General features: G+C 53.8%; 24 protein-coding genes. 15 read left to right on the top strand and 9 right to left on the bottom strand.

The genetic code is table 11. The features are described from left to right. Positions 1–111 precede the first annotated feature (111 nt). From pspD to pspA, 4 genes are read right to left on the bottom strand one after another with little or no spacing between them, the layout of a single operon-like run. Positions 112–336, bottom strand: a complete 225-nt coding sequence (gene pspD / locus ACOTX1_RS12125) for a phage shock protein PspD (RefSeq protein WP_003856857.1) — start codon at positions 334–336, stop codon at positions 112–114. A 12-nt stretch (positions 337–348) separates the two neighbouring features. Beyond that, the gene (gene pspC / locus ACOTX1_RS12130; protein ID WP_263521618.1) at positions 349–708 is read right to left on the bottom strand and encodes an envelope stress response membrane protein PspC; all 360 of its coding nucleotides are present in this window, start codon (positions 706–708) and stop codon (positions 349–351) included. After that, a complete protein-coding gene (pspB, locus tag ACOTX1_RS12135; RefSeq protein WP_003856853.1) occupies positions 708–932 on the bottom strand; it encodes an envelope stress response membrane protein PspB in 225 nt (74 codons plus the stop codon). Before pspB ends, pspC begins: the two co-directional genes overlap by 1 nt. 49 nt (positions 933–981) lie before the next feature. Next, positions 982–1650 carry a phage shock protein PspA gene (pspA, locus tag ACOTX1_RS12140; RefSeq protein WP_022651342.1) on the bottom strand — a complete coding sequence of 223 codons (669 nt, stop codon included), beginning with the start codon at positions 1648–1650 and terminating at the stop codon, positions 982–984. 151 nt (positions 1651–1801) lie between these two features. On the opposite strand from pspA, the gene pspF reads away from it, so the two are divergent. The 6 genes from pspF to sapF all read left to right on the top strand — a co-directional run bounded on the left by pspF (position 1802) and on the right by sapF (position 8161). Beyond that, positions 1802–2794, top strand: a complete 993-nt coding sequence (pspF, locus tag ACOTX1_RS12145; RefSeq protein WP_162184033.1) for a phage shock protein operon transcriptional activator — start codon at positions 1802–1804, stop codon at positions 2792–2794. 87 nt (positions 2795–2881) lie between these two features. Further along, on the top strand, positions 2882–4522 hold the full coding sequence (gene sapA / locus ACOTX1_RS12150; protein ID WP_003856847.1) for an ABC transporter substrate-binding protein SapA: 1641 nt from the start codon (positions 2882–2884) through the stop codon (positions 4520–4522). After that, positions 4519–5484, top strand: a complete 966-nt coding sequence (gene sapB, locus ACOTX1_RS12155; protein ID WP_003856845.1) for a putrescine export ABC transporter permease SapB — start codon at positions 4519–4521, stop codon at positions 5482–5484. The genes sapA and sapB overlap by 4 nt, the downstream gene beginning before the upstream one ends. Next, positions 5471–6361: a putrescine export ABC transporter permease SapC gene (gene sapC, locus ACOTX1_RS12160; RefSeq protein WP_003856843.1), complete on the top strand. Its 891-nt coding sequence runs from the start codon at positions 5471–5473 to the stop codon at positions 6359–6361. The genes sapB and sapC overlap by 14 nt, the downstream gene beginning before the upstream one ends. Beyond that, a complete protein-coding gene (gene sapD, locus ACOTX1_RS12165; RefSeq protein WP_003856840.1) occupies positions 6361–7353 on the top strand; it encodes a putrescine export ABC transporter ATP-binding protein SapD in 993 nt (330 codons plus the stop codon). Before sapC ends, sapD begins: the two co-directional genes overlap by 1 nt. 1 nt (position 7354) lies before the next feature. After that, positions 7355–8161 (top strand): putrescine export ABC transporter ATP-binding protein SapF, encoded by an 807-nt coding sequence (sapF, locus tag ACOTX1_RS12170; protein ID WP_003856838.1) that lies wholly within the window; start codon positions 7355–7357, stop codon positions 8159–8161. Here the strand turns inward: sapF and ACOTX1_RS12175 are convergent. After that, the gene (locus tag ACOTX1_RS12175) at positions 8158–8748 is read right to left on the bottom strand and encodes a TetR/AcrR family transcriptional regulator (RefSeq protein WP_003856836.1); all 591 of its coding nucleotides are present in this window, start codon (positions 8746–8748) and stop codon (positions 8158–8160) included. The genes sapF and ACOTX1_RS12175 overlap by 4 nt on opposite strands. A 132-nt stretch (positions 8749–8880) precedes the next feature. Between ACOTX1_RS12175 and ACOTX1_RS12180 the strand changes: the two genes are divergently transcribed. Both ACOTX1_RS12180 and ACOTX1_RS12185 read left to right on the top strand, forming a co-directional pair. Then, positions 8881–9282 carry a RidA family protein gene (locus tag ACOTX1_RS12180; protein ID WP_003856835.1) on the top strand — a complete coding sequence of 134 codons (402 nt, stop codon included), beginning with the start codon at positions 8881–8883 and terminating at the stop codon, positions 9280–9282. A 47-nt stretch (positions 9283–9329) separates the two neighbouring features. Further along, positions 9330–10151: a helix-turn-helix transcriptional regulator gene (locus ACOTX1_RS12185; protein WP_421766826.1), complete on the top strand. Its 822-nt coding sequence runs from the start codon at positions 9330–9332 to the stop codon at positions 10149–10151. Positions 10152–10159: 8 nt separating this feature from the next. Here the strand turns inward: ACOTX1_RS12185 and ACOTX1_RS12190 are convergent, their stop codons facing one another. Continuing rightward, positions 10160–11533, bottom strand: a complete 1374-nt coding sequence (locus ACOTX1_RS12190; RefSeq protein ID WP_230246317.1) for a sensor domain-containing diguanylate cyclase — start codon at positions 11531–11533, stop codon at positions 10160–10162. A 360-nt stretch (positions 11534–11893) separates the two neighbouring features. Here ACOTX1_RS12190 and fabI point away from each other — a divergent pair, with 360 nt between their 5' ends. The 4 genes from fabI to pdeR all read left to right on the top strand — a co-directional run bounded on the left by fabI (position 11894) and on the right by pdeR (position 18040). Then, a complete protein-coding gene (fabI, locus tag ACOTX1_RS12195; protein WP_003856831.1) occupies positions 11894–12682 on the top strand; it encodes an enoyl-ACP reductase FabI in 789 nt (262 codons plus the stop codon). 152 nt (positions 12683–12834) lie between these two features. After that, positions 12835–13821: a CMD domain-containing protein gene (locus ACOTX1_RS12200; RefSeq protein ID WP_003856829.1), complete on the top strand. Its 987-nt coding sequence runs from the start codon at positions 12835–12837 to the stop codon at positions 13819–13821. 88 nt (positions 13822–13909) lie between these two features. Continuing rightward, positions 13910–15844, top strand: coding sequence for an exoribonuclease II (locus ACOTX1_RS12205; RefSeq protein ID WP_263521611.1), 1935 nt, complete (start codon positions 13910–13912; stop codon positions 15842–15844). Positions 15845–16048: 204 nt separating this feature from the next. Further along, a complete protein-coding gene (pdeR, locus tag ACOTX1_RS12210; protein ID WP_003856827.1) occupies positions 16049–18040 on the top strand; it encodes a cyclic di-GMP phosphodiesterase in 1992 nt (663 codons plus the stop codon). Here pdeR and ACOTX1_RS12215 read toward each other — a convergent pair. Then, on the bottom strand, positions 18037–18906 hold the full coding sequence (locus ACOTX1_RS12215) for a crotonase/enoyl-CoA hydratase family protein (protein WP_003856826.1): 870 nt from the start codon (positions 18904–18906) through the stop codon (positions 18037–18039). The two genes, pdeR and ACOTX1_RS12215, sit on opposite strands and share 4 nt — an antisense overlap. A 191-nt stretch (positions 18907–19097) precedes the next feature. Here ACOTX1_RS12215 and ACOTX1_RS12220 point away from each other — a divergent pair, with 191 nt between their 5' ends. The 3 genes from ACOTX1_RS12220 to osmB all read left to right on the top strand — a co-directional run bounded on the left by ACOTX1_RS12220 (position 19098) and on the right by osmB (position 20551). Beyond that, positions 19098–19280, top strand: coding sequence for a hypothetical protein (locus tag ACOTX1_RS12220; protein ID WP_003856825.1), 183 nt, complete (start codon positions 19098–19100; stop codon positions 19278–19280). 37 nt (positions 19281–19317) lie between these two features. Next, a complete protein-coding gene (locus tag ACOTX1_RS12225) occupies positions 19318–20070 on the top strand; it encodes a DNA-binding transcriptional regulator YciT (protein ID WP_003856824.1) in 753 nt (250 codons plus the stop codon). Between the two features lie 262 nt (positions 20071–20332). After that, positions 20333–20551 (top strand): osmotically-inducible lipoprotein OsmB, encoded by a 219-nt coding sequence (gene osmB, locus ACOTX1_RS12230; protein ID WP_003856823.1) that lies wholly within the window; start codon positions 20333–20335, stop codon positions 20549–20551. 104 nt (positions 20552–20655) lie between these two features. Here the strand turns inward: osmB and yciH are convergent, their stop codons facing one another. After that, positions 20656–20982: a stress response translation initiation inhibitor YciH gene (yciH, locus tag ACOTX1_RS12235; RefSeq protein ID WP_003856822.1), complete on the bottom strand. Its 327-nt coding sequence runs from the start codon at positions 20980–20982 to the stop codon at positions 20656–20658. Beyond that, positions 20982–21719 carry an orotidine-5'-phosphate decarboxylase gene (pyrF, locus tag ACOTX1_RS12240; protein WP_003856820.1) on the bottom strand — a complete coding sequence of 246 codons (738 nt, stop codon included), beginning with the start codon at positions 21717–21719 and terminating at the stop codon, positions 20982–20984. The genes yciH and pyrF overlap by 1 nt, the downstream gene beginning before the upstream one ends. Positions 21720–21901 lie beyond the last annotated feature (182 nt).

A 21901-nucleotide genomic window follows, 5' to 3' on the forward strand; every position in this document is an offset into this window, starting at 1 on the left:
CAGCGCAACGCATTATTGTGAGCTGCCGCAAAGAAAGCAGAAAAGCAGAAGAAACGCAGAAAGGAAAGTCATGCCCCTTCTCTGGGGGAGAAAGGGCTTATGCGGGAGGATCTAGCGTGACAAGTAGCGCCGGGAAACGCGTTTTGCCAGTTTCTGTAACAGCGGCTCCAGAGCGACCGCCAGCATCATTCTGACCGGCTTGCGGGCAACAGACTTGATCGCCCAACCCGCCACACCGGCCGGGCCATAACGTAACGCCGTCATCAGAACCAGTTTACCTGCGATTTTCAGGCCGGGTTTTACCTTCTGACCGGCCTGTTGCCAGTTTTGTTTCATGTAAGTTCTCTCTTAAAGCTGACGAAAACGACTTCTCAGCGTAAAGGTATCGGAGGTGACATAACGTTCCATCTCGCGCAATCGCTTCTCCCCTGCGCTCAGCTGTTCATCCACCGCGTTCAGGATATCGCTGCTGGTTGGCGTGTTCTCAGCATTCAGCTCACCTTCCGGCATAGGATCGAGTACAAACGACAGAATGATGTATGCCACCAGTGTAATAAAGGCCAGACCGAAGAAAATCGACAATACGGTGACCACACGCACCAGTTTTACCGGGACATCCAGATAGTGCGCCAGCCCGGCGCAAACGCCCCGAACCATGCCCTGCTGTGGGATCCGCCACAGTTTTTTATTCAGATTCAGTCCAGCCATTACCGTTCCCTCCAGTTTGGGTGTTCCGCGTCCAGGATGGCTTCCAGCGCCTGAATACGTTCGCGCATTTTATTTGCCTCGGCAGAGAGCTGCGCCAGCCGCTGTTGTTCACTCTGCGACAGCTCACCGCGTGAAGAGCGGTTGCTGTAGTGCAGCCATAACCATATGGGCAGAACAAACAGCACGAAAATGGTCAGGGGTATAGCCAGAAAAAGCGCGCTCATGTGTACTCCTTGTCTAACGATGCGGCACGCTCAGGTGCCGCAGGAATTATTATTGGTTGTCTTGTTTCATTTTGGCTTTCAGCGCAGCCAGTTGCTCGCTAATTTCATCATCGGCCTTCAGGTCAGCAAACTGCTGATCCAGGGTTTTCTGCTTACCGATGCTGTGGCTTTCGGCTTCCGCTTCCATGTGGTCGATACGACGTTCAAACGATTCGAAACGCGCCATTGCTTCATCCAGTTTGCCGCTGTCCAGCTGGCGACGCACGTCGCGGGACGAGCTTGCAGCCTGGTGGCGCAGCGCCAGCGCCTGTTGACGTGCACGGGTTTCGCTGAGTTTGTTTTCAAGCTCACCAATCTCTTTCTTCATACGCGTCAGAGTATCATCCACCAGCGTCACTTCATGTTCCAGCGTGGCAACCATGTCGGTCAGCTTCTGCTTCTCAATCAGCGCAGCGCGGGCCAGATCTTCTTTATCTTTACGCAGCGCCAGTTCCGCTTTTTCCTGCCACTCGTTAAGCTGGGCAGTCGCCTGCTCGATACGACGTGTTAACTGCTTTTTCTCTGCCAGCGCGCGGGCGGAGGTGGAGCGTACTTCAACCAGCGTGTCTTCCATCTCCTGAATCATCAGGCGCACCAGCTTCTGCGGATCTTCCGCTTTCTCCAGCAGCGAGTTGATGTTGGCGTTCACGATGTCGGCAAAACGAGAAAAAATACCCATAATTCAATCCTCATAGTTCTGTTATCGGGCGATGCCCTGCTGAACAGATAATACAAATCCCATGCCAACTTTTTATCTTATTGATTTTACTCAATGTGATTGATATTTATCCATCCAGCGGCTATTCTCACCTGGTGAATATCACTAAGGAGTGGTTAATTTCATCATGGCTGAATATAAAGATAATTTGCTTGGCGAAGCCAACAGCTTCCTGGAAGTGCTTGAACAGGTTTCGCGCCTCGCGCCGCTGAATAAACCGGTGCTGATTATCGGTGAGCGCGGAACGGGTAAAGAACTTATCGCTAACCGCCTGCACTTTCTGTCTGGCCGCTGGGACGGCCCTTTTATTTCCCTTAACTGCGCGGCGTTGAATGAAAATCTGCTCGACACCGAGCTGTTTGGTCATGAAGCTGGCGCCTTTACCGGCGCACAAAAACGCCATCCCGGACGCTTTGAGCGCGCCGATGGCGGAACGCTCTTTCTCGACGAGCTGGCGACCGCGCCGATGCTGGTGCAGGAAAAGCTGCTGCGCGTCATTGAGTATGGCGAACTGGAACGCGTTGGCGGCAGTCAGCCGCTCCAGGTTAACGTTCGCCTAGTGTGCGCTACTAACGCCGACCTGCCCGCGATGGTGGCAGAAGACAAATTCCGCGCCGACCTGCTGGACAGGCTGGCTTTCGATGTCGTTCAGCTGCCGCCGCTGCGGGAGCGGCGCAGCGATATCATGCTGCTAGCCGATCAATTTGCCATTCAGATGTGCCGGGAACTGGGTCTGCCGCTCTTTCCGGGCTTCAGCGAACGGGCCACCGGGACCATGCTCGGTTACCACTGGCCGGGCAATATTCGTGAACTGAAAAACGTGGTGGAACGGTCCGTTTACCGGCATGGCAGCAGCGAGACCGAACTGGACAACATTATTCTCGATCCGTTTCGTCGCGAGGATAAACAGCCCCCGGCTCCGGCGACGCGCCAGCAGGATCCGGCGTTGCCGCTCGATTTACGCCAGTTCCAGCATCAGCAGGAAAAAAACTTGCTCGAGCAGAGCCTGAAAGAGGCGAAATATAATCAGAAACGGGCGGCTGAACTGCTGGGCCTGACCTACCATCAGTTAAGGGCATTGCTCAAAAAACATCAAATGCGCTGACATTATCAGCACTTACCCCCAGACATTTTACGAAGCAGGCGTAAGTGCGATACACTTTGCAGATCGAATCTAAAAACCTTAAAAACTATGCGCCTGGTTTTATCGTCCCTGTTTGCACTCGGTCTGTTCAGCAATCTGGCCTTTGCTGCGCCCGATCGCGCTGTGCCCCCTGATATCCGAGAGAGTGGTTTCGTCTATTGCGTCAGCGGGCAAGTTGATACCTTTAACCCACAAAAAGCGGGGAGCGGCCTGATTGTTGATACGCTGGCCGCACAGCTCTACGATCGCCTGCTCGACGTCGATCCTTATACCTATCGGCTGGTTCCGGAGCTTGCTGAAAGTTGGGAAGTGCTTGATAACGGCGCCACATACCGCTTTCGTCTACGCGATGATGTCGCCTTTCAGCACACTCCGTGGTTTACGCCAACCCGTAAACTCAACGCGGATGACGTGGTTTTCACCTTCCAGCGCATATTCAACCGCAATCATCCGTGGCATAACGTTAATGGCGGGAACTTCCCCTATTTCGACAGTCTGCAATTCGCGGACTCGGTCAAAAGCGTTCGCAAACTGGATAACCGCACGGTTGAGTTTCGCCTGACGCGCCCGGATGCCTCCTTCCTCTGGCATCTGGCGACGCACTACGCCTCGGTCATGTCAGCCGAATACGCGGATCAGCTGACGAAAAAGGATCGTCAGGAACGTCTCGATCGTGAGCCTGTGGGCACAGGTCCGTTCCAGTTAGCAGAGTACCGCGCCGGACAATACATTCGCCTGCAACGCCACGATCGTTTCTGGCGCGGCAAACCGCTGATGCCGCAGGTAATTGTCGATCTGGGTTCAGGTGGAACAGGCCGACTCTCCAAACTGCTGACCGGCGAGTGCGACGTGCTTGCCTGGCCTGCGGCCAGCCAGTTGACCATTTTGCGCGACGACCCACGCCTGCGCCTGACCCTGCGCCCGGGAATGAACATCGCTTATCTGGCGTTTAACACCGATAAGCCGCCGCTGAATAATCCGGCCGTGCGCCATGCGCTGGCGTTAGCGATCAACAATCAGCGTCTGATGCAGTCGATTTACTACGGGACCGCGGAAACCGCCGCCTCTATTCTTCCGCGCGCCTCCTGGGCCTATGACGGCGAGGCGAAGATTACCGAATATAATCCGGCGAAAGCGCGCGAACAGCTTAAAGCGCTGGGGGCAGAAAACCTGACGCTACAGCTGTGGGTGCCCACCAGCTCTCAGGCGTGGAACCCCAGCCCGCTGAAAACGGCTGAGCTGTTGCAGGCTGATATGGCGCAGGTGGGCGTTAAGGTGATCATCGTGCCTGTCGAAGGCCGTTTCCAGGAGGCGCGTCTGATGGACATGAATCACGACTTAACGCTGGCTGGCTGGTCCACCGACAGTAACGACCCGGACAGCTTCTTCCGTCCTCTGCTGAGCTGTGCGGCAATCAACTCCCAGACCAACTACGCCCACTGGTGTAACCGGGAATTTGATGCCGTGCTGCAAAAAGCGTTGGCGTCTCAACAGCTTGCCTCACGCATTGAGGCCTATGATGAAGCGCAAAATATTCTGGCCAGAGAACTTCCCGTGTTGCCGCTTGCCTCTTCCCTGCGCCTCCAGGCCTACCGTTACGATATTAAAGGGCTGGTACTCAGCCCGTTTGGTAACGCCTCCTTCGCGGGCGTCACCCGTGAGAAAGAACAAGAGGTGAAGAAACCATGATTATATTTACCTTGCGTCGGCTGCTGTTACTGCTGGTCACCCTGTTCTTCCTGACCTTTGTCGGCTTTAGCCTGAGCTACTTTACGCCGCACGCCCCGCTTCAGGGCTCATCCCTCTGGGACGCCTGGCTGTTCTGGTTTAATGGCCTGCTACACTGGGATTTTGGCGTGTCCAGCATTAACGGACAGCTCATCTCCGAGCAGCTGAAAGTGGTTTTCCCGGCCACCATGGAGCTGTGTGTACTCGCCTTTGGCTTTGCCCTCATGGTGGGGATCCCGGTGGGGATGCTGGCGGGCATTTATCGTAATAAGTGGCAGGATAAATTCATCAGCGCGCTTGCCTTAATTGGCTTTTCCATCCCTGTTTTCTGGCTGGCGCTGCTGCTTACCCTCTTCTTCTCACTGACGTTAGGCTGGCTGCCGGTATCTGGCCGTTTTGATCTGCTGTATAACGTGCAAACGGTGAGCGGCTTCGCCATCGTTGACGCCTGGCTTTCTGATTCAGTCTGGCGCGACGAAATGATCGTGAGCGCGCTGCGCCACATGGTGCTGCCGGTGCTCACGCTGGCCGTCGCGCCGACGACCGAAGTAATTCGCCTGATGCGTATCAGCACTATCGACGTCTTCGATCAAAACTATGTGAAGGCCGCCGCCACGCGCGGACTGTCTCGCCTGACGATTCTCCGTCGCCATGTGCTGCACAATGCGCTGCCACCCGTAATCCCACGTCTTGGGCTGCAATTTTCAACCATGCTGACGCTGGCGATGATCACCGAGATGGTTTTCAGCTGGCCGGGCCTTGGACGCTGGATGATCAACGCCATTCGCCAGCAGGATTACGCGGCGATCTCTGCCGGCGTGATGGTGATTGGCTCCCTGGTCATTATTGTTAACGTTGTTTCCGATATTTTGGGTGCCATGGCCAACCCATTGAAGCATAAGGAATGGTATGCCTTACGATAACGTCTACAGCGAAAAGCGCACGCCCGGTGCGCTACGTACCGTGTGGCGTAATTTTTACGGCGACACCACGGCGATGATCGGCTTTTACGGCTGCATTGGCCTCGTGTTGCTGTGCGTTTTGGGTTCGTGGTTTGCACCGTATGGCATCGATCAGCAGTTCCTTGGTTATCAGCTTTTACCGCCGTCGTGGTCGCGTTACGGGGAGGTTTCGTTCTTCCTGGGGACTGACGATCTCGGACGCGACGTGCTAAGTCGTTTACTGAGCGGCGCCGCACCTACGGTAGGCGGCGCGTTCGTGGTCACCCTGGCTGCCGCGATCTGCGGCCTGGCGCTGGGCATTTTTGCCGGCTCAACCCACGGGCTGCGGTCGGCCGTGCTTAACCATATTCTTGATACCCTGCTCTCTATTCCTTCGCTACTGCTGGCGATTATCGTCGTGGCCTTCGCGGGGCCGCACCTCACCCATGCGATGTTCGCCGTCTGGCTGGCCATTCTGCCGCGCATGGTGCGTTCGGTTTACAGCCTGGTTCACGACGAGCTGGAAAAAGAGTATGTCGTCGCCGCCCGTCTGGATGGCGCCACCACGTTTAATATTTTGTGGTTTGCCGTGCTGCCTAACATTGCCGCCGGGCTGGTGACGGAGATCACCCGCGCCCTTTCGATGGCGATTCTGGATATCGCAGCGCTGGGCTTCCTGGACCTTGGCGCGCAGCTTCCCTCCCCGGAATGGGGCGCCATGCTCGGCGATGCGCTGGAGCTGATTTACGTTGCGCCGTGGACGGTCATGCTGCCGGGCGCGGCCATCATGGTGAGCGTGCTGCTCGTTAACCTGCTGGGCGACGGGATCCGCCGCGCAATCAATGCGGGGGTGCAATAATGCCGTTACTCGATATCCGCAACCTCACGATAGAAATTAAAACGGGCGAAGGCTGGGTCAAGGCCGTGGATCGCATCAGCATTACGCTCGCAGAGGGCGAAATCCGCGGGCTGGTGGGCGAATCGGGTTCGGGGAAAAGTCTGATCGCCAAGGCCATTTGCGGCGTGGCGAAAGACAACTGGCGGGTGACCGCCGATCGTATGCGCTTCGACGACATCGATCTGTTGCGTCTCTCCCCGCGCGAACGCCGTAAACTGGTGGGCCATAACGTCTCGATGATTTTCCAGGAGCCGCAATCCTGTCTCGATCCGTCCGAGCGCGTCGGGAAACAGCTGATGCAGAACATCCCCGGCTGGACCTATAAAGGCCGCTGGTGGCAGCGTTTCGGCTGGCGCAAACGCCGTGCCATTGAGCTGTTGCACCGTGTCGGGATCAAAGACCATAAAGACGCGATGCGCAGTTTCCCCTACGAACTGACCGACGGTGAATGCCAGAAAGTGATGATTGCCATCGCCCTGGCGAATCAGCCGCGTCTGCTGATTGCGGACGAACCAACGAACGCGATGGAGCCAACCACCCAGGCCCAGATTTTCCGCCTGCTCACGCGTCTGAACCAGAATAACAACACCACCATTTTGCTGATCAGTCACGACCTGCAAATGCTGAGCAAGTGGGCGGATAAAATTGATGTAATGTATTGCGGCCAGACGGTAGAAACCGCGCCAAGTGAAGACCTGGTGACGACGCCACATCATCCCTACACGCAGGCGCTGATCAGGGCGATCCCGGACTTTGGCAGCGCGATGCCGCACAAAAGCCGTCTGAATACGCTGCCTGGCGCGATACCGCTGCTGGAATCGCTGCCCATTGGCTGCCGTCTGGGACCACGTTGCCCGTATGCTCAGCGTAAATGCATTGAAACACCGCGCCTGACAGGGCCGAAAAACCATCTGTTTGCCTGTCATTTCCCGCTGAACATGGAGAGAGAGTGAAATGGTCGAAACCTTACTGGAAGTACGTAACCTGAGTAAGACCTTTCGCTATCGCACCGGCCTGTTTCACCGTCAGACCGTCGAGGCGGTTAAACCGCTGAGCTTTACGCTGCGCGAAAAGCAGACGCTGGCGATTATCGGTGAAAACGGCTCGGGCAAATCGACCCTGGCAAAAATGCTCGCGGGCATGGTCGAGCCAAGCGGCGGTGAAATACTGATTGACGATCATCCTCTGGAATTTGGGGACTACTCTTTTCGCAGTCAGCGCATCCGGATGATTTTTCAGGATCCGTCGACGTCCCTGAACCCGCGCCAGCGTATTTCCCAGATCCTGGATTTCCCGCTGCGGTTGAATACCGACCTGGAGCCGGAAGCGCGTCGCAAACGGATTGTCGAAACCCTGCGTCTGGTAGGCCTCCTGCCCGACCATGTCAGTTATTACCCGCACATGCTGGCCCCGGGCCAAAAACAGCGTCTCGGTCTGGCCCGCGCGCTGATCCTGCGCCCGAAAGTTATTATCGCCGACGAAGCGCTGGCGTCGCTGGATATGTCGATGCGTTCGCAGCTCATTAACCTGATGCTGGAGTTACAGGAAAAGCAGGGGATCTCGTATATTTACGTGACTCAGCACCTGGGCATGATGAAACACATCAGCGACCAGGTGCTGGTGATGCACCAGGGAGAAGTGGTCGAGCGCGGCAGTACCGCTGACGTACTGGCCTCCCCGCTCCATGACCTGACAAAACGCCTGATTGCCGGACACTTTGGTGAAGCATTGACGGCGGACGCGTGGCGTAAAGATCGTTAGCCGTTGCGTAACCCGCTTGCCAGCAGAGTAAACACCTCTATAGCATGCGGAAGGGTCTTCTGCGGTTCATCACTCGCGGCAATCAGCAGAGCCGCATTCAGCGCAGCGCCGTTCAGCAGATGGGCTGCGACTCTGGCATCCATCTTTTTGATTACGTTGCACTCCATCATTTTTTCGATGGTCTGACGGGTCGACTCAAGGCAGTTGTTCTGGCTGGGCCATTGCGCCGGGTCACCCAGAACAGCCGGGCCGTCAAGAAGGACGATACGCTGAACTTCCGGAACGAGCGCCATTTTGATATAGGCGATGCCCTCCGCCAGCAGTCGCTCCCAGTCATCATCGGCGGCGGCGGCAATCGCTTTCGCGTTTGCTGCCATTTCGCTGTCTATCTGCGCGACCACCGCCGCCAGTAATCCCTTCTTGTCGTTGAAATTATGATATAGCGCGCCGCGTGTTAACCCCACGCTTGCCGTGAGTTCATCCATTGACGCTGCGGCATAGCCTTTTTCAGCAAATGCCTTCCGCGCCGCCTGAATCATTTTCTCGCGATTTTCCTGGGCCGTTTCAGCACGACGTTTTGTAGCCATGGGACTTCCTTCATTAAGCGGTAATTATAATTTGACATACGCGGCGTATGTGGATTACATTTTTGACATACATCGCGTATGTTACTTCTACTGCGTAAGCACAACAATACCTCTGACAGAAAAGGAAAAGCCATGCATCCACGTGACCCCGTCTTTCCGGCTAATCGACATGCCCTCTATGAAGAGCATGGCTATTCAGCAGCAATCCGCTCTGGCGATCTGTTATTTGTTTCCGGTCAGGTTGGCAGCCGCAGCGATGGCACACCTGAACCCGACTTCCCCGCTCAGGTGCAGCTGGCGTTCGATAATTTACGGGCGACTCTGGCAGCCGCAGGGTGTACTTTTGACGATCTGATTGATGTCACGACATTTCATACCGATCCTGAAAACCAGTTCCCCGCCATCATGGAGGCAAAAAAACTGGCGTTTCCGCACCCCCCTTACCCAAACTGGACAGCAATAGGCGTTAACTGGCTTGCGGGTTTTGATTTCGAAATTAAGGTTATCGCCAGGATCCCTACGCCCGCGAATTAACATCTGGCAGCAAACTGATTTACCGTTAAGCTATCACTGACGCACAAATGAAAGACAGCATCAGCAACTATATTCTCTCCTGGGTAGAAGAAAATAACTTTACTATTTTACACATTGGTGATTTGGTTGCAGATATTGGATACAGCAGAAGAACCATCGAAACATGGTTTAAAGAGAAGTATCGGCTCTCTTTAGGTGAATATATTCTCCGACGGAGGTTAAGCCGTGCAGCCATTATGCTGAGAATGACGTCGATTCCGGTGACGGATATTGCGTATTTATTCCATTACCAGAGCAGTCAAGGATTTTCCAGAGCCTTTAAAAAAATGATGGGGCTGACACCCTCTGAGTACAGATGTGCCAGAGGGTGGAATTTTGACATCTTACAGCCCTCTTTTTTATTAAGCGAACATGAAACGCCTGAGCTCGAGGTCTGCTATCTGGATGAAACGTTTATCTATACGCATGAAATTATCGAACACGATCATCTTTTTGATACCTCAGTGCATAATATTACTAAAAAAATCAAAAAGCTCCTGACAGAAAACCGCCATGATATCGATAAAATTATTCTGATGCCCCGCCGCCCCGAGTTAGGCAAAAGCCGATCGTATCTGGTCGAGGTATTAATATCGTACGCGTTACAAAGCGACACGGTGACAAATAAAAAATCCTGCATTGTGCGTGGGAGATACGCAAGAATGCCCTTTAGCGGTAGCTGGGAAATCTACAGCGCGTTTAACAAGATTGCCTTCGTTAAGGCGATGGTAAATCAACGCCTGACGTTGCGCGACGGTATTTACCTGATGAAAATTAATGGGTACAGCGATGAGTGTGTCGATTTTGATGTTTTCATCCCCATCCTGTAACCTCAGCTTCATTCAGCCTGTCTGGTAACAATTCTGTTTTTACCGTTGTGCTTAGCCTCATACAACGCCTCGTCCACGTCACGCATAATATCATTGCCGTTGACGTTATTCTGAATGGCTGAGCACACGCCGATACTTAATGTGACCTTTACAGGGAGAGCATAATGATAGCCCGGCCCGGTGCGCTGTTGAACGTTCTGGCGAATACGCTCCGCGACGGCCATAGCCTGCTTACCGTCGGTATCCGGCAGCAGCAGACCAAATTCCTCGCCTCCCAGTCGGGCAAAGATGTCGTTATCGCGAATGCTGTCTTTGATAATATCCACGACCGCCAGAATCACGCGATCCCCCACAAGATGCCCCCAGTTATCGTTAATCGACTTAAAGTTGTCGATGTCCAGCATCATAATGCTGGTCCCCTTTTCTGTCCTGAGGGAGCGGACCCGCGGAAGTGCCTCATAAAAATATTTACGGTTGTAGATCTGAGTAAGCGGATCGCGATCAACCCGATCGCCGAAAATTTTCAACAGGTTAAAGACATGGAACATTAAGGTACAAATCACAAATAATTTGCTGAGGACCTCTACTGCCCGGCTGATATACCAGAGCGACAGATTGTAGGTATCAAGCAGTAAGAGGAAAAAATTGTAAACGATGGCGGAAAGGCAAACCACAATAATACTGTTCCAGATCCCGGACGCCAGGCGTGTCACAGAGATCATATAACAAAGTAAAGCCGACCAGAGCAGGATCAGAACGTTTACGTACCTGATATCCCAGACAGGATAATGATGTTCATCTTCGTATGCTGCAATCGTTAATGTCCAGGCCGGATGGTAGCTGCTGAGATAATGGGCCAGCATCGGAAACATAACCAGTGTCATCATTAATGCTAACGTCATGCTGATCTTATTTCGGAATCTGAGCGTGGATCGTATCGTGATTTTTTCCACACGGACCGCCAGCGCCAGTAATACGATAAAGCTCAGCTGCCGAAAAAAATAGAATACCGCCGTATCGTTGGTTTTTGCCGCCTGGGTAAAACCAGCATGCTCCGGAAGCTGAATGACAATGATCGTCTCAATGAAATAAACCAGCCCACTAAGAAATGCCAGGCTCAGGATGAATAAGGAAAAACGCGATCGGTCGGAGGCATACAGCATCTGGATAAAAATAAAGATAATGGTATCCAGAAAGAACAGCGCAATCATGACGATCAAATAGGTGGTCATAGGCACCCTGAAACCAGGATTATCATTCACGCAAAAGGAGTTCACCGCGATCATAAGCGCAAAAAGCGCCGCACCTGACAGCATGATCAGTTTTTCGGCCAACGTTATATTTTTCATCTTCCTTCTTACCGCACACAGATAAAGACTCAAAATGGCATAGCCGTTATCGACCCTCGCGCAATTTTAAAGCGTTTAAAGGGCTAAACGGATCATTTTGCGCAAAAGGCGCTGGACACATCAGCATGAGGGCGGCGTCACGGTGCCCGCTGGTTGGATGAGGCGAACCCCGCGTGCGGTGATATACTGCTGGGATACACACGAAACGGCCTGATGAAGAGTCAGTTCAACCTCTTCCGTGAGCCCATTCACGGCGCAGGAGCGAGAAATATCGTGACACATGGGGCTGTGAGTGGGCTATAATTTCGAGCTAATTTCGAATGATTTTGAAATACTGCCTGTAACGCTATGAATTACAAGGCAAAATAAGCAATGAATATAAGGATTAAAGCTATGGGTTTTCTTTCCGGTAAGCGCATTCTGGTGACTGGCGTTGCCAGCAAACTGTCCATCGCATACGGCATCGCACAGGCAATGCATCGCGAAGGCGCTGAGCTGGCGTTCACCTACCAGAACGACAAGCTGAAAGGCCGTGTTGAAGAATTTGCCGCGCAGCTGGGTTCCAGCATTGTTCTGGAATGTGACGTTGCACAAGACGAAAGCATTGATGGCATGTTTGCTGAACTGGCAAAAGCATGGCCGAAATTCGACGGTTTTGTTCACTCCATCGGCTTCGCTCCTGGCGACCAGCTGGACGGCGACTACGTGAACGCGGTTACCCGTGATGGCTTCAAAATCGCCCACGACATCAGCTCCTACAGCTTCGTTGCAATGGCAAAATCCTGCCGCGCGATGCTGAACCCGGGCGCAGCCCTGCTGACCCTGTCCTACCTCGGCGCAGAACGTGCTATCCCTAACTACAACGTTATGGGTCTGGCGAAAGCGTCTCTGGAAGCCAACGTGCGCTACATGGCGAACGCAATGGGTCCTGAAGGCGTGCGTGTTAACGCTATTTCTGCGGGTCCAATCCGTACCCTGGCCGCTTCCGGTATCAAAGATTTCCGTAAAATGCTGGCACACTGCGAAGCGGTTACCCCGATTCGTCGTACCGTTACCATCGAAGATGTGGGTAACTCTGCGGCATTCCTGTGCTCTGACCTTTCCGCAGGTATCTCCGGCGAAGTGGTTCACGTTGACGGCGGCTTCAACATCGCTGCAATGAACGAGCTGGAAATCAAATAAGCTTGTCACTCTCTTCCCGCCAGGGAAGAGAGTTTCTCCCCGCCCCGCTCCTCGTTATTCCGTTCTGCTATTTGTTATCACCTAACAATATTTTTCCCCTCATCCGCCTTACGCCAGGATATTGATCGCCATTTTGAGATCAAGGAACGCCCATGGAACAACGCCGTTTTTCCGGCAAAGGCCACTGGTATCATGAAACCCAGTCGAATCATTCGCAGACGGACGTTCTGCCGCTGGTGCCCGAAGCCGCTAACGTCGACGACCGTTTTTTGCTCGATTTAGCCCTGCCCGATGACATTCTCGCAAGCTGTGCTGGTTGGCTTGCGCCTGCCCGAACCCTGTGTCATCTTTTGTTCCCGCTTGATACTCCCGTGAGCCGTCTGCATACGCTCAGCGCCTACGACAGGCTGAGCACGGCATTAACGGTTGCCCAGGCGTGTGGTGTTCAGCGGCTCTGTAACCACTACGCTGCCCTGCTCGCCCCTCTTCCGGGGCCGGACTCCTCCCGGGAAAGCAATCGACGCCTTGCAGAAATTACCCAGTATGCCCGCCAGTTAGCCAGCTCACCCGATGTGATCGATGACAAAGCCCAAAACCAGCTTGATGAGGTTGGACTCACAACGTATGACATTGTGCTTATCAACCAGATCATCGGCTTTGTCGGTTTTCAGGCGCGAGTGGTCGCGGTATTTCAGGCATTGCTTGGCCATCCGGTACGCTGGTTGCCCGGGCACCACATTCAGCCCCATACGCTGCCGGTCAGCTTCAGCAGATGGACCGCCACGCTACCCGCGGTAGAGCTAAAATATGCCAGTGCGCTTCAGCTTGAGGCACTCTCACGCTGGCAGGCGGAACCGGCGCTTGAAGCGCTCACCCCTGTGCTGTGTCATGAGCCGATGCTGCTTAATCTGACGGGCGAAATTCTGCTTAACCATCCGCTAAGTGAAGGTCCCGCGTCTTCGATGATCTCAGCCGCTCGTGCGCTGCTCGTCGCCTCTCCGGATCGCTTTAGCGCCGCTCAGTTAACGCCCCTGACCGGGTCGGGTCTCTCGCCAGAGAAGGCCATCAATCTGCTAACCCGAGATGCATTTTATGGCTGGCTGAACCGTCTGCGCGTGGCGCTCGGCAAAGAGGAATAACCATACTCTTTACCTAAAGAGCGCTTGCTGTAGCAGTGAGATTCGCGTAAAACTGTCAGCCGCTCAATGGCTACGAAAATAGAACATTATGTTTCAGGACAACCCGCTGCTAGCGCAGCTTAAACAGCAACTGCATTCCCAGACGCCGCGTGCAGAAGGGGTCGTAAAAGCCACGGAAAAGGGCTTTGGCTTTCTTGAAGTTGACGGGCAGAAGAGCTACTTCATTCCGCCTCCTCAGATGAAGAGAGTGATGCATGGCGACCGCATTTCGGCCGTTATTCATACCGAAAAGGAACGAGAGTCTGCCGAGCCGGAAGCACTGATCGAACCTTTCCTGACCCGCTTTGTCGGGAAAGTGCATAAAAAAGACGATCGTCTTTCCGTCGTGCCGGACCATCCTCTCCTGAAAGATGCTATTCCGTGCCGCGCCGCGCGTGGCGTTGAGCATGATTTTGTTGAGGGTGACTGGGCGGTTGCAGAGATGCGCCGTCATCCTTTAAAAGGCGATCGCGGTTTCTACGCCGAGCTTACCCAATACATTACCTTCGGCGACGACCATTTCGTCCCATGGTGGGTGACGCTGGCGCGCCACAATCTCGAAAAAGAAGCGCCTGATGGCGTGGCGACTGAAATGCAGGACGAAGGTCTGGAACGTCGCGATCTGACGGCGCTGGACTTTGTCACCATTGACAGCGCCAGCACCGAGGATATGGACGATGCGCTGTATGCCGAAGAGACAGTCGATGGCAAACTGCATCTGACCGTCGCCATCGCCGACCCTACCGCATGGATTGTCGAAGGCAGCAAGCTGGACGAGATGGCCAAAGTGCGCTCGTTCACCAACTACCTGCCGGGCTTTAACATTCCGATGTTGCCGCGTGAACTTTCCGACGATCTTTGTTCGCTGCGTGCGCATGAAGTACGTCCGGTGCTGGCATGTCGGATGACCATTGCGGCTGACGGTACCATTGAAGAAGATATTGAATTCTTCGCCGCCACCATCGAATCCAAAGCCAAGCTGGCCTATGACGACGTGTCCGACTGGCTGGAGAACACGGGCAACTGGAAACCCGAGTCGGACAACATTGCCGCACAAATTCGTCTGTTGCACCGCGTCTGCCTGAGCCGCAGCGAATGGCGTCAAACTCACGCGCTGGTCTTCAAAGATCGTCCGGACTACCGTTTTGTGCTGGGTGAAAAAGGTGAAGTGCTGAATATCGTCGCTGAGCCGCGCCGTATTGCCAACCGCATCGTTGAAGAAGCGATGATTTCCGCCAACATTTGTGCTGCACGCGTGCTGCGCGACAAATTAGGCTTTGGCATTTACAACGTGCACACCGGGTTTGATCCGGCGAACACCGAAGCGCTGGCTGCCCTGCTGAAAACCCATGACGTACACGTCGATCCTGAGGAAGTGCTGACCCTGCAAGGTTTCTGCAAACTGCGCCGCGAGCTGGACGCACAGCCGTCAGGGTTCCTCGACAGCCGTATTCGCCGCTTCCAGTCCTTTGCGGAAATCAGCACCGAGCCTGGCCCGCACTTCGGCCTTGGCCTTGAGGCTTACGCGACCTGGACCTCCCCGATCCGTAAGTACGGCGACATGGTTAACCATCGTCTGCTGAAAGCGATCATCAAAGGGGAATCTGTTGCCCGCCCACAGGATGGTACGACATTGCAGATGGCAGAACGTCGCCGTCTCAACCGTATGGCGGAGCGTGATGTCGGCGACTGGTTGTACGCGCGCTTCCTGAATGATAAGGCAGGGACTGATACCCGTTTCCCGGCTGAAATCATTGACATCAGCCGCGGCGGTATGCGCGTTCGCCTGGTGGATAATGGCGCCGTTGCCTTTATTCCTGCCCCGTTCCTGCATGCCGTCCGCGACGAACTGGTTTGTAGCCAGGAAAACGGGACCGTGCAAATTAAAGGCGAAACGGTTTACAAGGTCACTGACGTGATTGATGTCACCATCGCTGAAGTGCGCATGGAAACCCGCAGTATTATCGTGCGCCCTGTCGCCTGATAACCGCGTAAACTTCCGGCCGTTCCGTTAAGGGGTGGCCGGGAGTTCTCTCCTGAATTATCTCCCGCAAAATCATCGTTTTTTCTCACACTTTTCTGTTTCCCAACGCCACATTTCTCCAGAATTATCTACAGTAAAAGAGAGCCGTCATTGTCGACTGCAAATGAATAATTTGTGCGCTACTCAGCAGCCGCGGGAGAAAACGTGATGGACGATCTGGAGCAGAATTTGCTGTTTCGTTACATGGGTACGCATAGCCCCTGGTGGCGACTGACAGCAGACAGCAATGCTCTGCATCTTGCTGCCAGTGAAAGCGCTGACATCATTCAGGTGGTTGCGCTGGATGATGAACAGGCCGCGCTGATCCGCCAGCTCACCGTAATCACCTCCAGCATTGCCATGACCCTGCCTTTGTACGGTGTGGACGTTCCCGTTCATCTTGTCGGCCGTAAAATTAACAAAAATGAGTGGGCAGGAACGGCATCAGCCTGGAACGATACCCCTTCCGTTGCGCGCGACCTGGCGCAGGGGCTCTCCTTCGCCGAACAGGTAGTTTCCGAGGCTAACTCCGTGATTGTGATCCTCGACCAGAACGGGAATATTCAGCGCTTCAACCGTTTAAGTGAAGAATATACGGGCCTGAAGGAACAGGAAGTTATCGGGCAAAACGTGTTCAAACTGTTTATGAGCCGCAGCGAAGCCGCGGCCTCCAAACGCAACATCACCGGTTTTTTTCGTAACGGCAGCTCCTACGAAGTTGAACGCTGGATCAAGACCCGCAAGGGGCAGCGCCTGTTTCTCTTCAGAAATAAATTTGTTCACAGCGGCAGCGGAAAAAATGAAATTTTCCTCATCTGTTCAGGTACCGACATAACCGAGGAGCGTCGGGCCCAGGAGCGCCTGCGCGTTCTCGCCAATACGGATACGATTACCGGTTTGCCTAACCGAAATGCCATCCATGAGCTGATCTCTGATGCCATCACCGCTCGGGGTGACACGCAGGTTGGCGTAGTTTACCTCGATCTGGATAATTTTAAAAAAGTGAACGATGCCTATGGGCATATGTTTGGCGACCAGCTGCTACAGGCCGTTGCGCTGGCGATCCTGAGCTGCCTGGACGAAGGACAAACCCTGGCGCGCCTGGGTGGGGATGAGTTTATCGTGATGGCCACCGATACCTCGCAGGGCGCGCTGGAAGCGATGGCGTCGCGAATACTGACCCGACTGCGTCAACCTTTCCGCATCGGGCTGATTGAGGTTTACACCGGCTGCTCGCTGGGCATCGCGCTTGCGCCCCAGCACGGTAACGATCGCGAAAGCGTCATTCGCAATGCCGACACCGCCATGTACACCGCCAAAGAAAATGGCCGGGGCAAATTCTGCGTCTTCTCGCCAGAGATGAACCAGCGCGTATTTGAATACCTGTGGCTGGATACCAACCTGCGTAAAGCGCTGGATAACGATCAGCTGTTAATCCACTACCAGCCCAAAATGACCTGGCGCGGCGAAGTCAGAAGTCTGGAGGCGCTGGTGCGCTGGCAGTCGCCAGAGCGTGGCCTGATCCCGCCGATGGAGTTTATCTCCTATGCAGAGGAATCAGGGCTGATTGTGCCTCTGGGCCGCTGGGTTATGCTTGATGTGGTGCGCCAGGTAGCAAAATGGCGCGACAAGGGGATCAACATGCGCGTCGCGGTCAACGTCTCCGCCCGTCAGCTGGCGGACCAGACCATCTTCAGTGACCTGAAGCAGGCGCTGAAAGACCTGAATTTTGAATACTGCCCGATTGACGTGGAATTAACCGAAAGCTGTCTCATTGAAAATGAAGAACTGGCCCTGTCAGTGATCCAGCAATTTAGCCGCCTGGGAGCGCAAATTCATCTGGATGACTTTGGTACGGGGTACTCTTCCCTGTCGCAACTGGCGCGCTTCCCTATCGATGCCATTAAGCTTGACCAGTCTTTCGTGCGGGATATCCATAAGCAGTCCATTTCACAGTCGCTGGTGCGTGCGATAGTCGCCGTGGCCCAGGCGTTAAATTTGCAGGTCATTGCTGAAGGGGTGGAAAGTGCAAAAGAAGACGCCTTTCTGACGAAGAATGGCGTCAACGAACGGCAGGGTTATCTTTTTGCTAAGCCCATGCCCGCTGCCGCATTCGAGCGATGGCTAAAACGTTATCAGGCCAGGAATGTCCGTTAGCTGGCTTTGCGTAAGCCCGTCGCCTGATGGCGATTTTGCAGCATAACCAGCCGCTCCATGTAGGCGATATCCTTCGGTTCAAGGCAGAAGGCGGCATCAACCCAATCCTCAGTAATGTCCATCAACTCGCTTCGCGGAAGTGGCAGCACGCGCGTACGTGCACGCAGCATGGCCCTTACGCCGTTCAGCTTCGGCTGTAGCGTGTCGATAAACGTCCGCACCGAAACATAGCTCTGTAACGGCTCAAATAAGAGATCCACAAGACCATGCTGCTCATACCATTCCGCCGTATGCGTCTCACCTTTGTAGATCAGCGCCTCCGCCATTTTCATGCCGGCACGACGCGCCACCAGTGAATAGCCGCCCATGCCCGGGAACAGATTGAACGCGATTTCCGGAAAGCCTAATCGGGCATCGCGCTGGGCCAGAATGAAATGATGCGCCAGCGCGGCTTCAAACCCGCCCCCTAAAGCGCTTCCTTCCACCATAGCCAGCGTGACAGCGCCGGTATCAAACCCTCGCGAGGCGGCATGAACGCAGTCCACACAGGCCCGGGCATAGGCGCGTAACGCTTCGCGTCGGTTGTTTTTGATGCACTCAACGAAGAACTGTAAATCACCGCCGGTATTGTAGATGTCGGGGACCAGCGATCCGGTGACCCAAAAATCAACGACAAATCCGGACTGTCGAACCAGCCAGGAGAGATTCATGATCTCCTCGATCAGCGCATGGTTGAAGCAAGGCCGTGGCGTGGCGCGTAACATCATCCACACCGTACGCCGTTCGGCCTCATAATAAGCCGCCAGTTGAGTGAATCGTTCAGCATCAGTAAACAATGTGCAGGTTGTCTGGTTGATAACTGTCATAGTCGAATTCCTCTTATAAAAAAGCGCGTTGCGCGCAGTTTTAGACTAATCCACCCCTACAACCCGCAGCAGACGGGGGTTAAATTTATCACTTTCATTTATGGACTTTGGTTATTGCATTTTTTACCTTCTCTTTTGAATCAATTTTCTGCATCATTGATAATATTAACTTTTCGCTTCAGGGTGAGCTTATGTCTAACATTGATGCAACAGCCGTGGCGCAGCGTATTGATACTGTGCTGGATATTCTTGTCGCAGGCGATTATCACTCTGCTATCCGTAATCTTGAGATCCTCAAGTCTGAACTGCTGGCTGAGAACGGCGCTGATAACGCTCCAGAATCCACTCAACCTAAAGCCCCGTGGGAAGTGTAACAACGTCGTTTCCGACCTTGCCTTTTAAATGGATGCTATGAACTCCCGACAACAAATCATTTTGCAGATGGTGATCGATCAGGGACGCGTAAGCGTGGTCGATCTCGCTAAAGCCACCGGCGTTTCTGAAGTCACCATTCGTCAGGATCTGAATCTTCTGGAAAAACAGAGCTACCTGCGGCGTGCGCACGGATATGCCGTTCCACTGGACAGCGACGACGTTGAAACCCGCATGATGAACAATTATGCGCTCAAGCGGGAGCTGGCGGAGTTTGCTGCATCCCTGGTGAATAACGGTGAGACCGTCTTTATTGAAAATGGCAGCAGTAACGCCCTTCTGGCGCGCACGCTTGCCGATCAAAAAGACGTTACCATCATCACCGTAAGCAGCTATATTGCCCATCTGTTGAAGGAAACTCGCTGCGAGGTGATTCTGCTGGGCGGCATTTACCAGAAGAAAAGCGAAAGCATGGTGGGGCCATTAACGCGCCAATATGTTCAGCAGGTTCACTTCAGTAAGGCATTCATAGGTATTGATGGCTGGCAGCCCGACACCGGCTTTACCGGCCGCGACATGATGCGTTCAGACGTGGTTAACGCCGTACTCGCCAAAGAGTGTGAAGCGATTGTGCTGACCGACAGCTCTAAGTTTGGCGCCGTACACCCTTATACGATGGGGCCGGCCTCGCGCTTCAGCCGTGTAATCACGGATGAGCGTTTGCGTGATGAATATCGCCAGCAATTAGAACAAGACGGTCTGACTGTCGATATTGTAAAAAAAACGGCCTGATTATCCTGCTGCGCCCAAATAATGGGCGCACTTAAACCTTTCTCTGAGAGTATTCCGACCCTTCCTTTAAGAGTTTTTACCTGTTGAAACCGTTCTAAACACGTAAAATTAGTATTAGCGATATAACAGGAAGTGACTATCACCTGCGTGATGATGAAACGCCTGCGCGACCAGCTTTCACGGGAACAGAATTTAAGTATGGATATTGTCTATACTTAAAGTGCATTCCTTTCCGTGAATCGATAATTCAGGAGAAAGTATTATGACCTTTACCAGCAAAAAATTAGCCGCCGCTGTTCTGGCAATCACTGTAGCAATGTCCCTGAGCGCTTGCTCTAACTGGTCTAAACGTGACCGTAACACCGCGATTGGTGCCGGTGCTGGTGCGCTTGGTGGTGCAGTCTTAACGGATGGTAGTACGCTGGGTACATTAGGTGGTGCTGCCGTAGGTGGTATTATCGGTCACCAGGTGGGCAAATAATCACCATAACGGCTCTCACCGGCATAATAATATATTAAGTATTTTCAGGTCTGACTTACGCACGTAAAAAAAAGAGCCACGGCAATGTCCGTGGCTCATTTATTTTAGCCGCCCGCCAGTTTGACTTTCATTCCTTTGGCTTCCAGCAGCGTTTTAATTAAATCTCGTTTATCGCCCTGAATCTCAATAATGCCGTCTTTTACTGCCCCACCGCATCCGCACTTCTTTTTAAGCTCAGCGGCGAGCTTTACCAGGTCTGCATCATCCAGGTCAATGCCGGTGACAAGGCAAACGCCTTTCCCTTTTCTGCCGCTGGTCTGGCGCTGAATTCGCACGATACCATCGCCTTTTGGACGTTCAGCTTTCTCTTTTGGCTCTTCAATGCGCCCGGTATCCGTTGAATAGACCAGACGACTGTTGGCGTCACGCATTATGCCCCCTTTTTCAGTGATGCATTAATCGCTTTCAGGGTCTCTGCCGGATGAGCGGATTGCGTCACCGGGCGACCAATCACCATATAGTCTACACCCGCGCTCAGCGCCTGCTCAGGCGTCATGATACGTCGCTGATCCCCTGACTCGCTGCCTGCTGGACGAATACCTGGCGTCACCAGTTTAAAATCGCGGCCCAACTCAGATTTGAAGCGAACCGCCTCCTGAGCCGAACAGACCACGCCATCGAGACCACACTGTTGCGTGAGGCGCGCCAGACGCTCTGCATGTTCGGCAGGTGACAACGTCACACCCAGGTCGCGCAGGTCGGATTCATCCATACTGGTCAGCACGGTGACGGCGATCAGAAGCGGAGCGTCATTACCAAACGGCACCAGCGCTTCGCGCGCAGCCGTCATCATGCGTGCCCCGCCCGATGCATGTACGTTAACCATCCACACGCCGAGTTCAGCTGCCGCAGCAACGGCGTGCGCAGTGGTATTTGGAATGTCGTGGAATTTCAGGTCGAGGAAAACGTCGAAACCACGTTGATGCAGATCGCGGACGATTTGTGGGCCGAACAGCGTAAACATCTCTTTGCCTACTTTCAGACGGCAATCGCGGGGATCAATGCCATCAACAAAGGCCAGTGCGGCGTCACGGTTATTGTAATCCAGAGCAACAACTACGGGAGAATCGGTAACTACGCGGGAAGTGGAGGATGTAACAGACGTCATGACCAGCCCTTTTCGTCTATGGGCGCGCAGCGGCGCGGAACAGATAAACGGCGTGCATTCTACCTGCCCTCGGGGTAAATGAACAGAATCGAATGCTTTTCCTGCTGAACCCCAGACCGCACGGTGCTGATGGAATTACTGTAACCACTAGTATGTTGTAACTAAAGTGCAGCGTTTTAAAA

This window comes from Enterobacter cloacae complex sp. IR5401, from assembly GCF_049238425.1.
Lineage (GTDB): Bacteria > Pseudomonadota > Gammaproteobacteria > Enterobacterales > Enterobacteriaceae > Enterobacter > Enterobacter hormaechei_C.

Coding starts and splice junctions, on each gene's coding strand:
- pspD (WP_003856857.1), bottom strand. CDS start 336: ATGAAACAAAACTGGCAACAGGCCGGTCAGAAGGTAAAACCCGGCCTG.
- pspC (WP_263521618.1), bottom strand. CDS start 708: ATGGCTGGACTGAATCTGAATAAAAAACTGTGGCGGATCCCACAGCAG.
- pspB (WP_003856853.1), bottom strand. CDS start 932: ATGAGCGCGCTTTTTCTGGCTATACCCCTGACCATTTTCGTGCTGTTT.
- pspA (WP_022651342.1), bottom strand. CDS start 1,650: ATGGGTATTTTTTCTCGTTTTGCCGACATCGTGAACGCCAACATCAAC.
- sapA (WP_003856847.1), top strand. CDS start 2,882: ATGCGCCTGGTTTTATCGTCCCTGTTTGCACTCGGTCTGTTCAGCAAT.
- sapB (WP_003856845.1), top strand. CDS start 4,519: ATGATTATATTTACCTTGCGTCGGCTGCTGTTACTGCTGGTCACCCTG.
- sapC (WP_003856843.1), top strand. CDS start 5,471: ATGCCTTACGATAACGTCTACAGCGAAAAGCGCACGCCCGGTGCGCTA.
- sapD (WP_003856840.1), top strand. CDS start 6,361: ATGCCGTTACTCGATATCCGCAACCTCACGATAGAAATTAAAACGGGC.
- sapF (WP_003856838.1), top strand. CDS start 7,355: ATGGTCGAAACCTTACTGGAAGTACGTAACCTGAGTAAGACCTTTCGC.
- ACOTX1_RS12175 (WP_003856836.1), bottom strand. CDS start 8,748: ATGGCTACAAAACGTCGTGCTGAAACGGCCCAGGAAAATCGCGAGAAA.
- ACOTX1_RS12180 (WP_003856835.1), top strand. CDS start 8,881: ATGCATCCACGTGACCCCGTCTTTCCGGCTAATCGACATGCCCTCTAT.
- ACOTX1_RS12185 (WP_421766826.1), top strand. CDS start 9,330: ATGAAAGACAGCATCAGCAACTATATTCTCTCCTGGGTAGAAGAAAAT.
- fabI (WP_003856831.1), top strand. CDS start 11,894: ATGGGTTTTCTTTCCGGTAAGCGCATTCTGGTGACTGGCGTTGCCAGC.
- ACOTX1_RS12200 (WP_003856829.1), top strand. CDS start 12,835: ATGGAACAACGCCGTTTTTCCGGCAAAGGCCACTGGTATCATGAAACC.
- ACOTX1_RS12205 (WP_263521611.1), top strand. CDS start 13,910: ATGTTTCAGGACAACCCGCTGCTAGCGCAGCTTAAACAGCAACTGCAT.
- ACOTX1_RS12215 (WP_003856826.1), bottom strand. CDS start 18,906: ATGACAGTTATCAACCAGACAACCTGCACATTGTTTACTGATGCTGAA.
- ACOTX1_RS12220 (WP_003856825.1), top strand. CDS start 19,098: ATGTCTAACATTGATGCAACAGCCGTGGCGCAGCGTATTGATACTGTG.
- ACOTX1_RS12225 (WP_003856824.1), top strand. CDS start 19,318: ATGAACTCCCGACAACAAATCATTTTGCAGATGGTGATCGATCAGGGA.
- osmB (WP_003856823.1), top strand. CDS start 20,333: ATGACCTTTACCAGCAAAAAATTAGCCGCCGCTGTTCTGGCAATCACT.
- yciH (WP_003856822.1), bottom strand. CDS start 20,982: ATGCGTGACGCCAACAGTCGTCTGGTCTATTCAACGGATACCGGGCGC.
- pyrF (WP_003856820.1), bottom strand. CDS start 21,719: ATGACGTCTGTTACATCCTCCACTTCCCGCGTAGTTACCGATTCTCCC.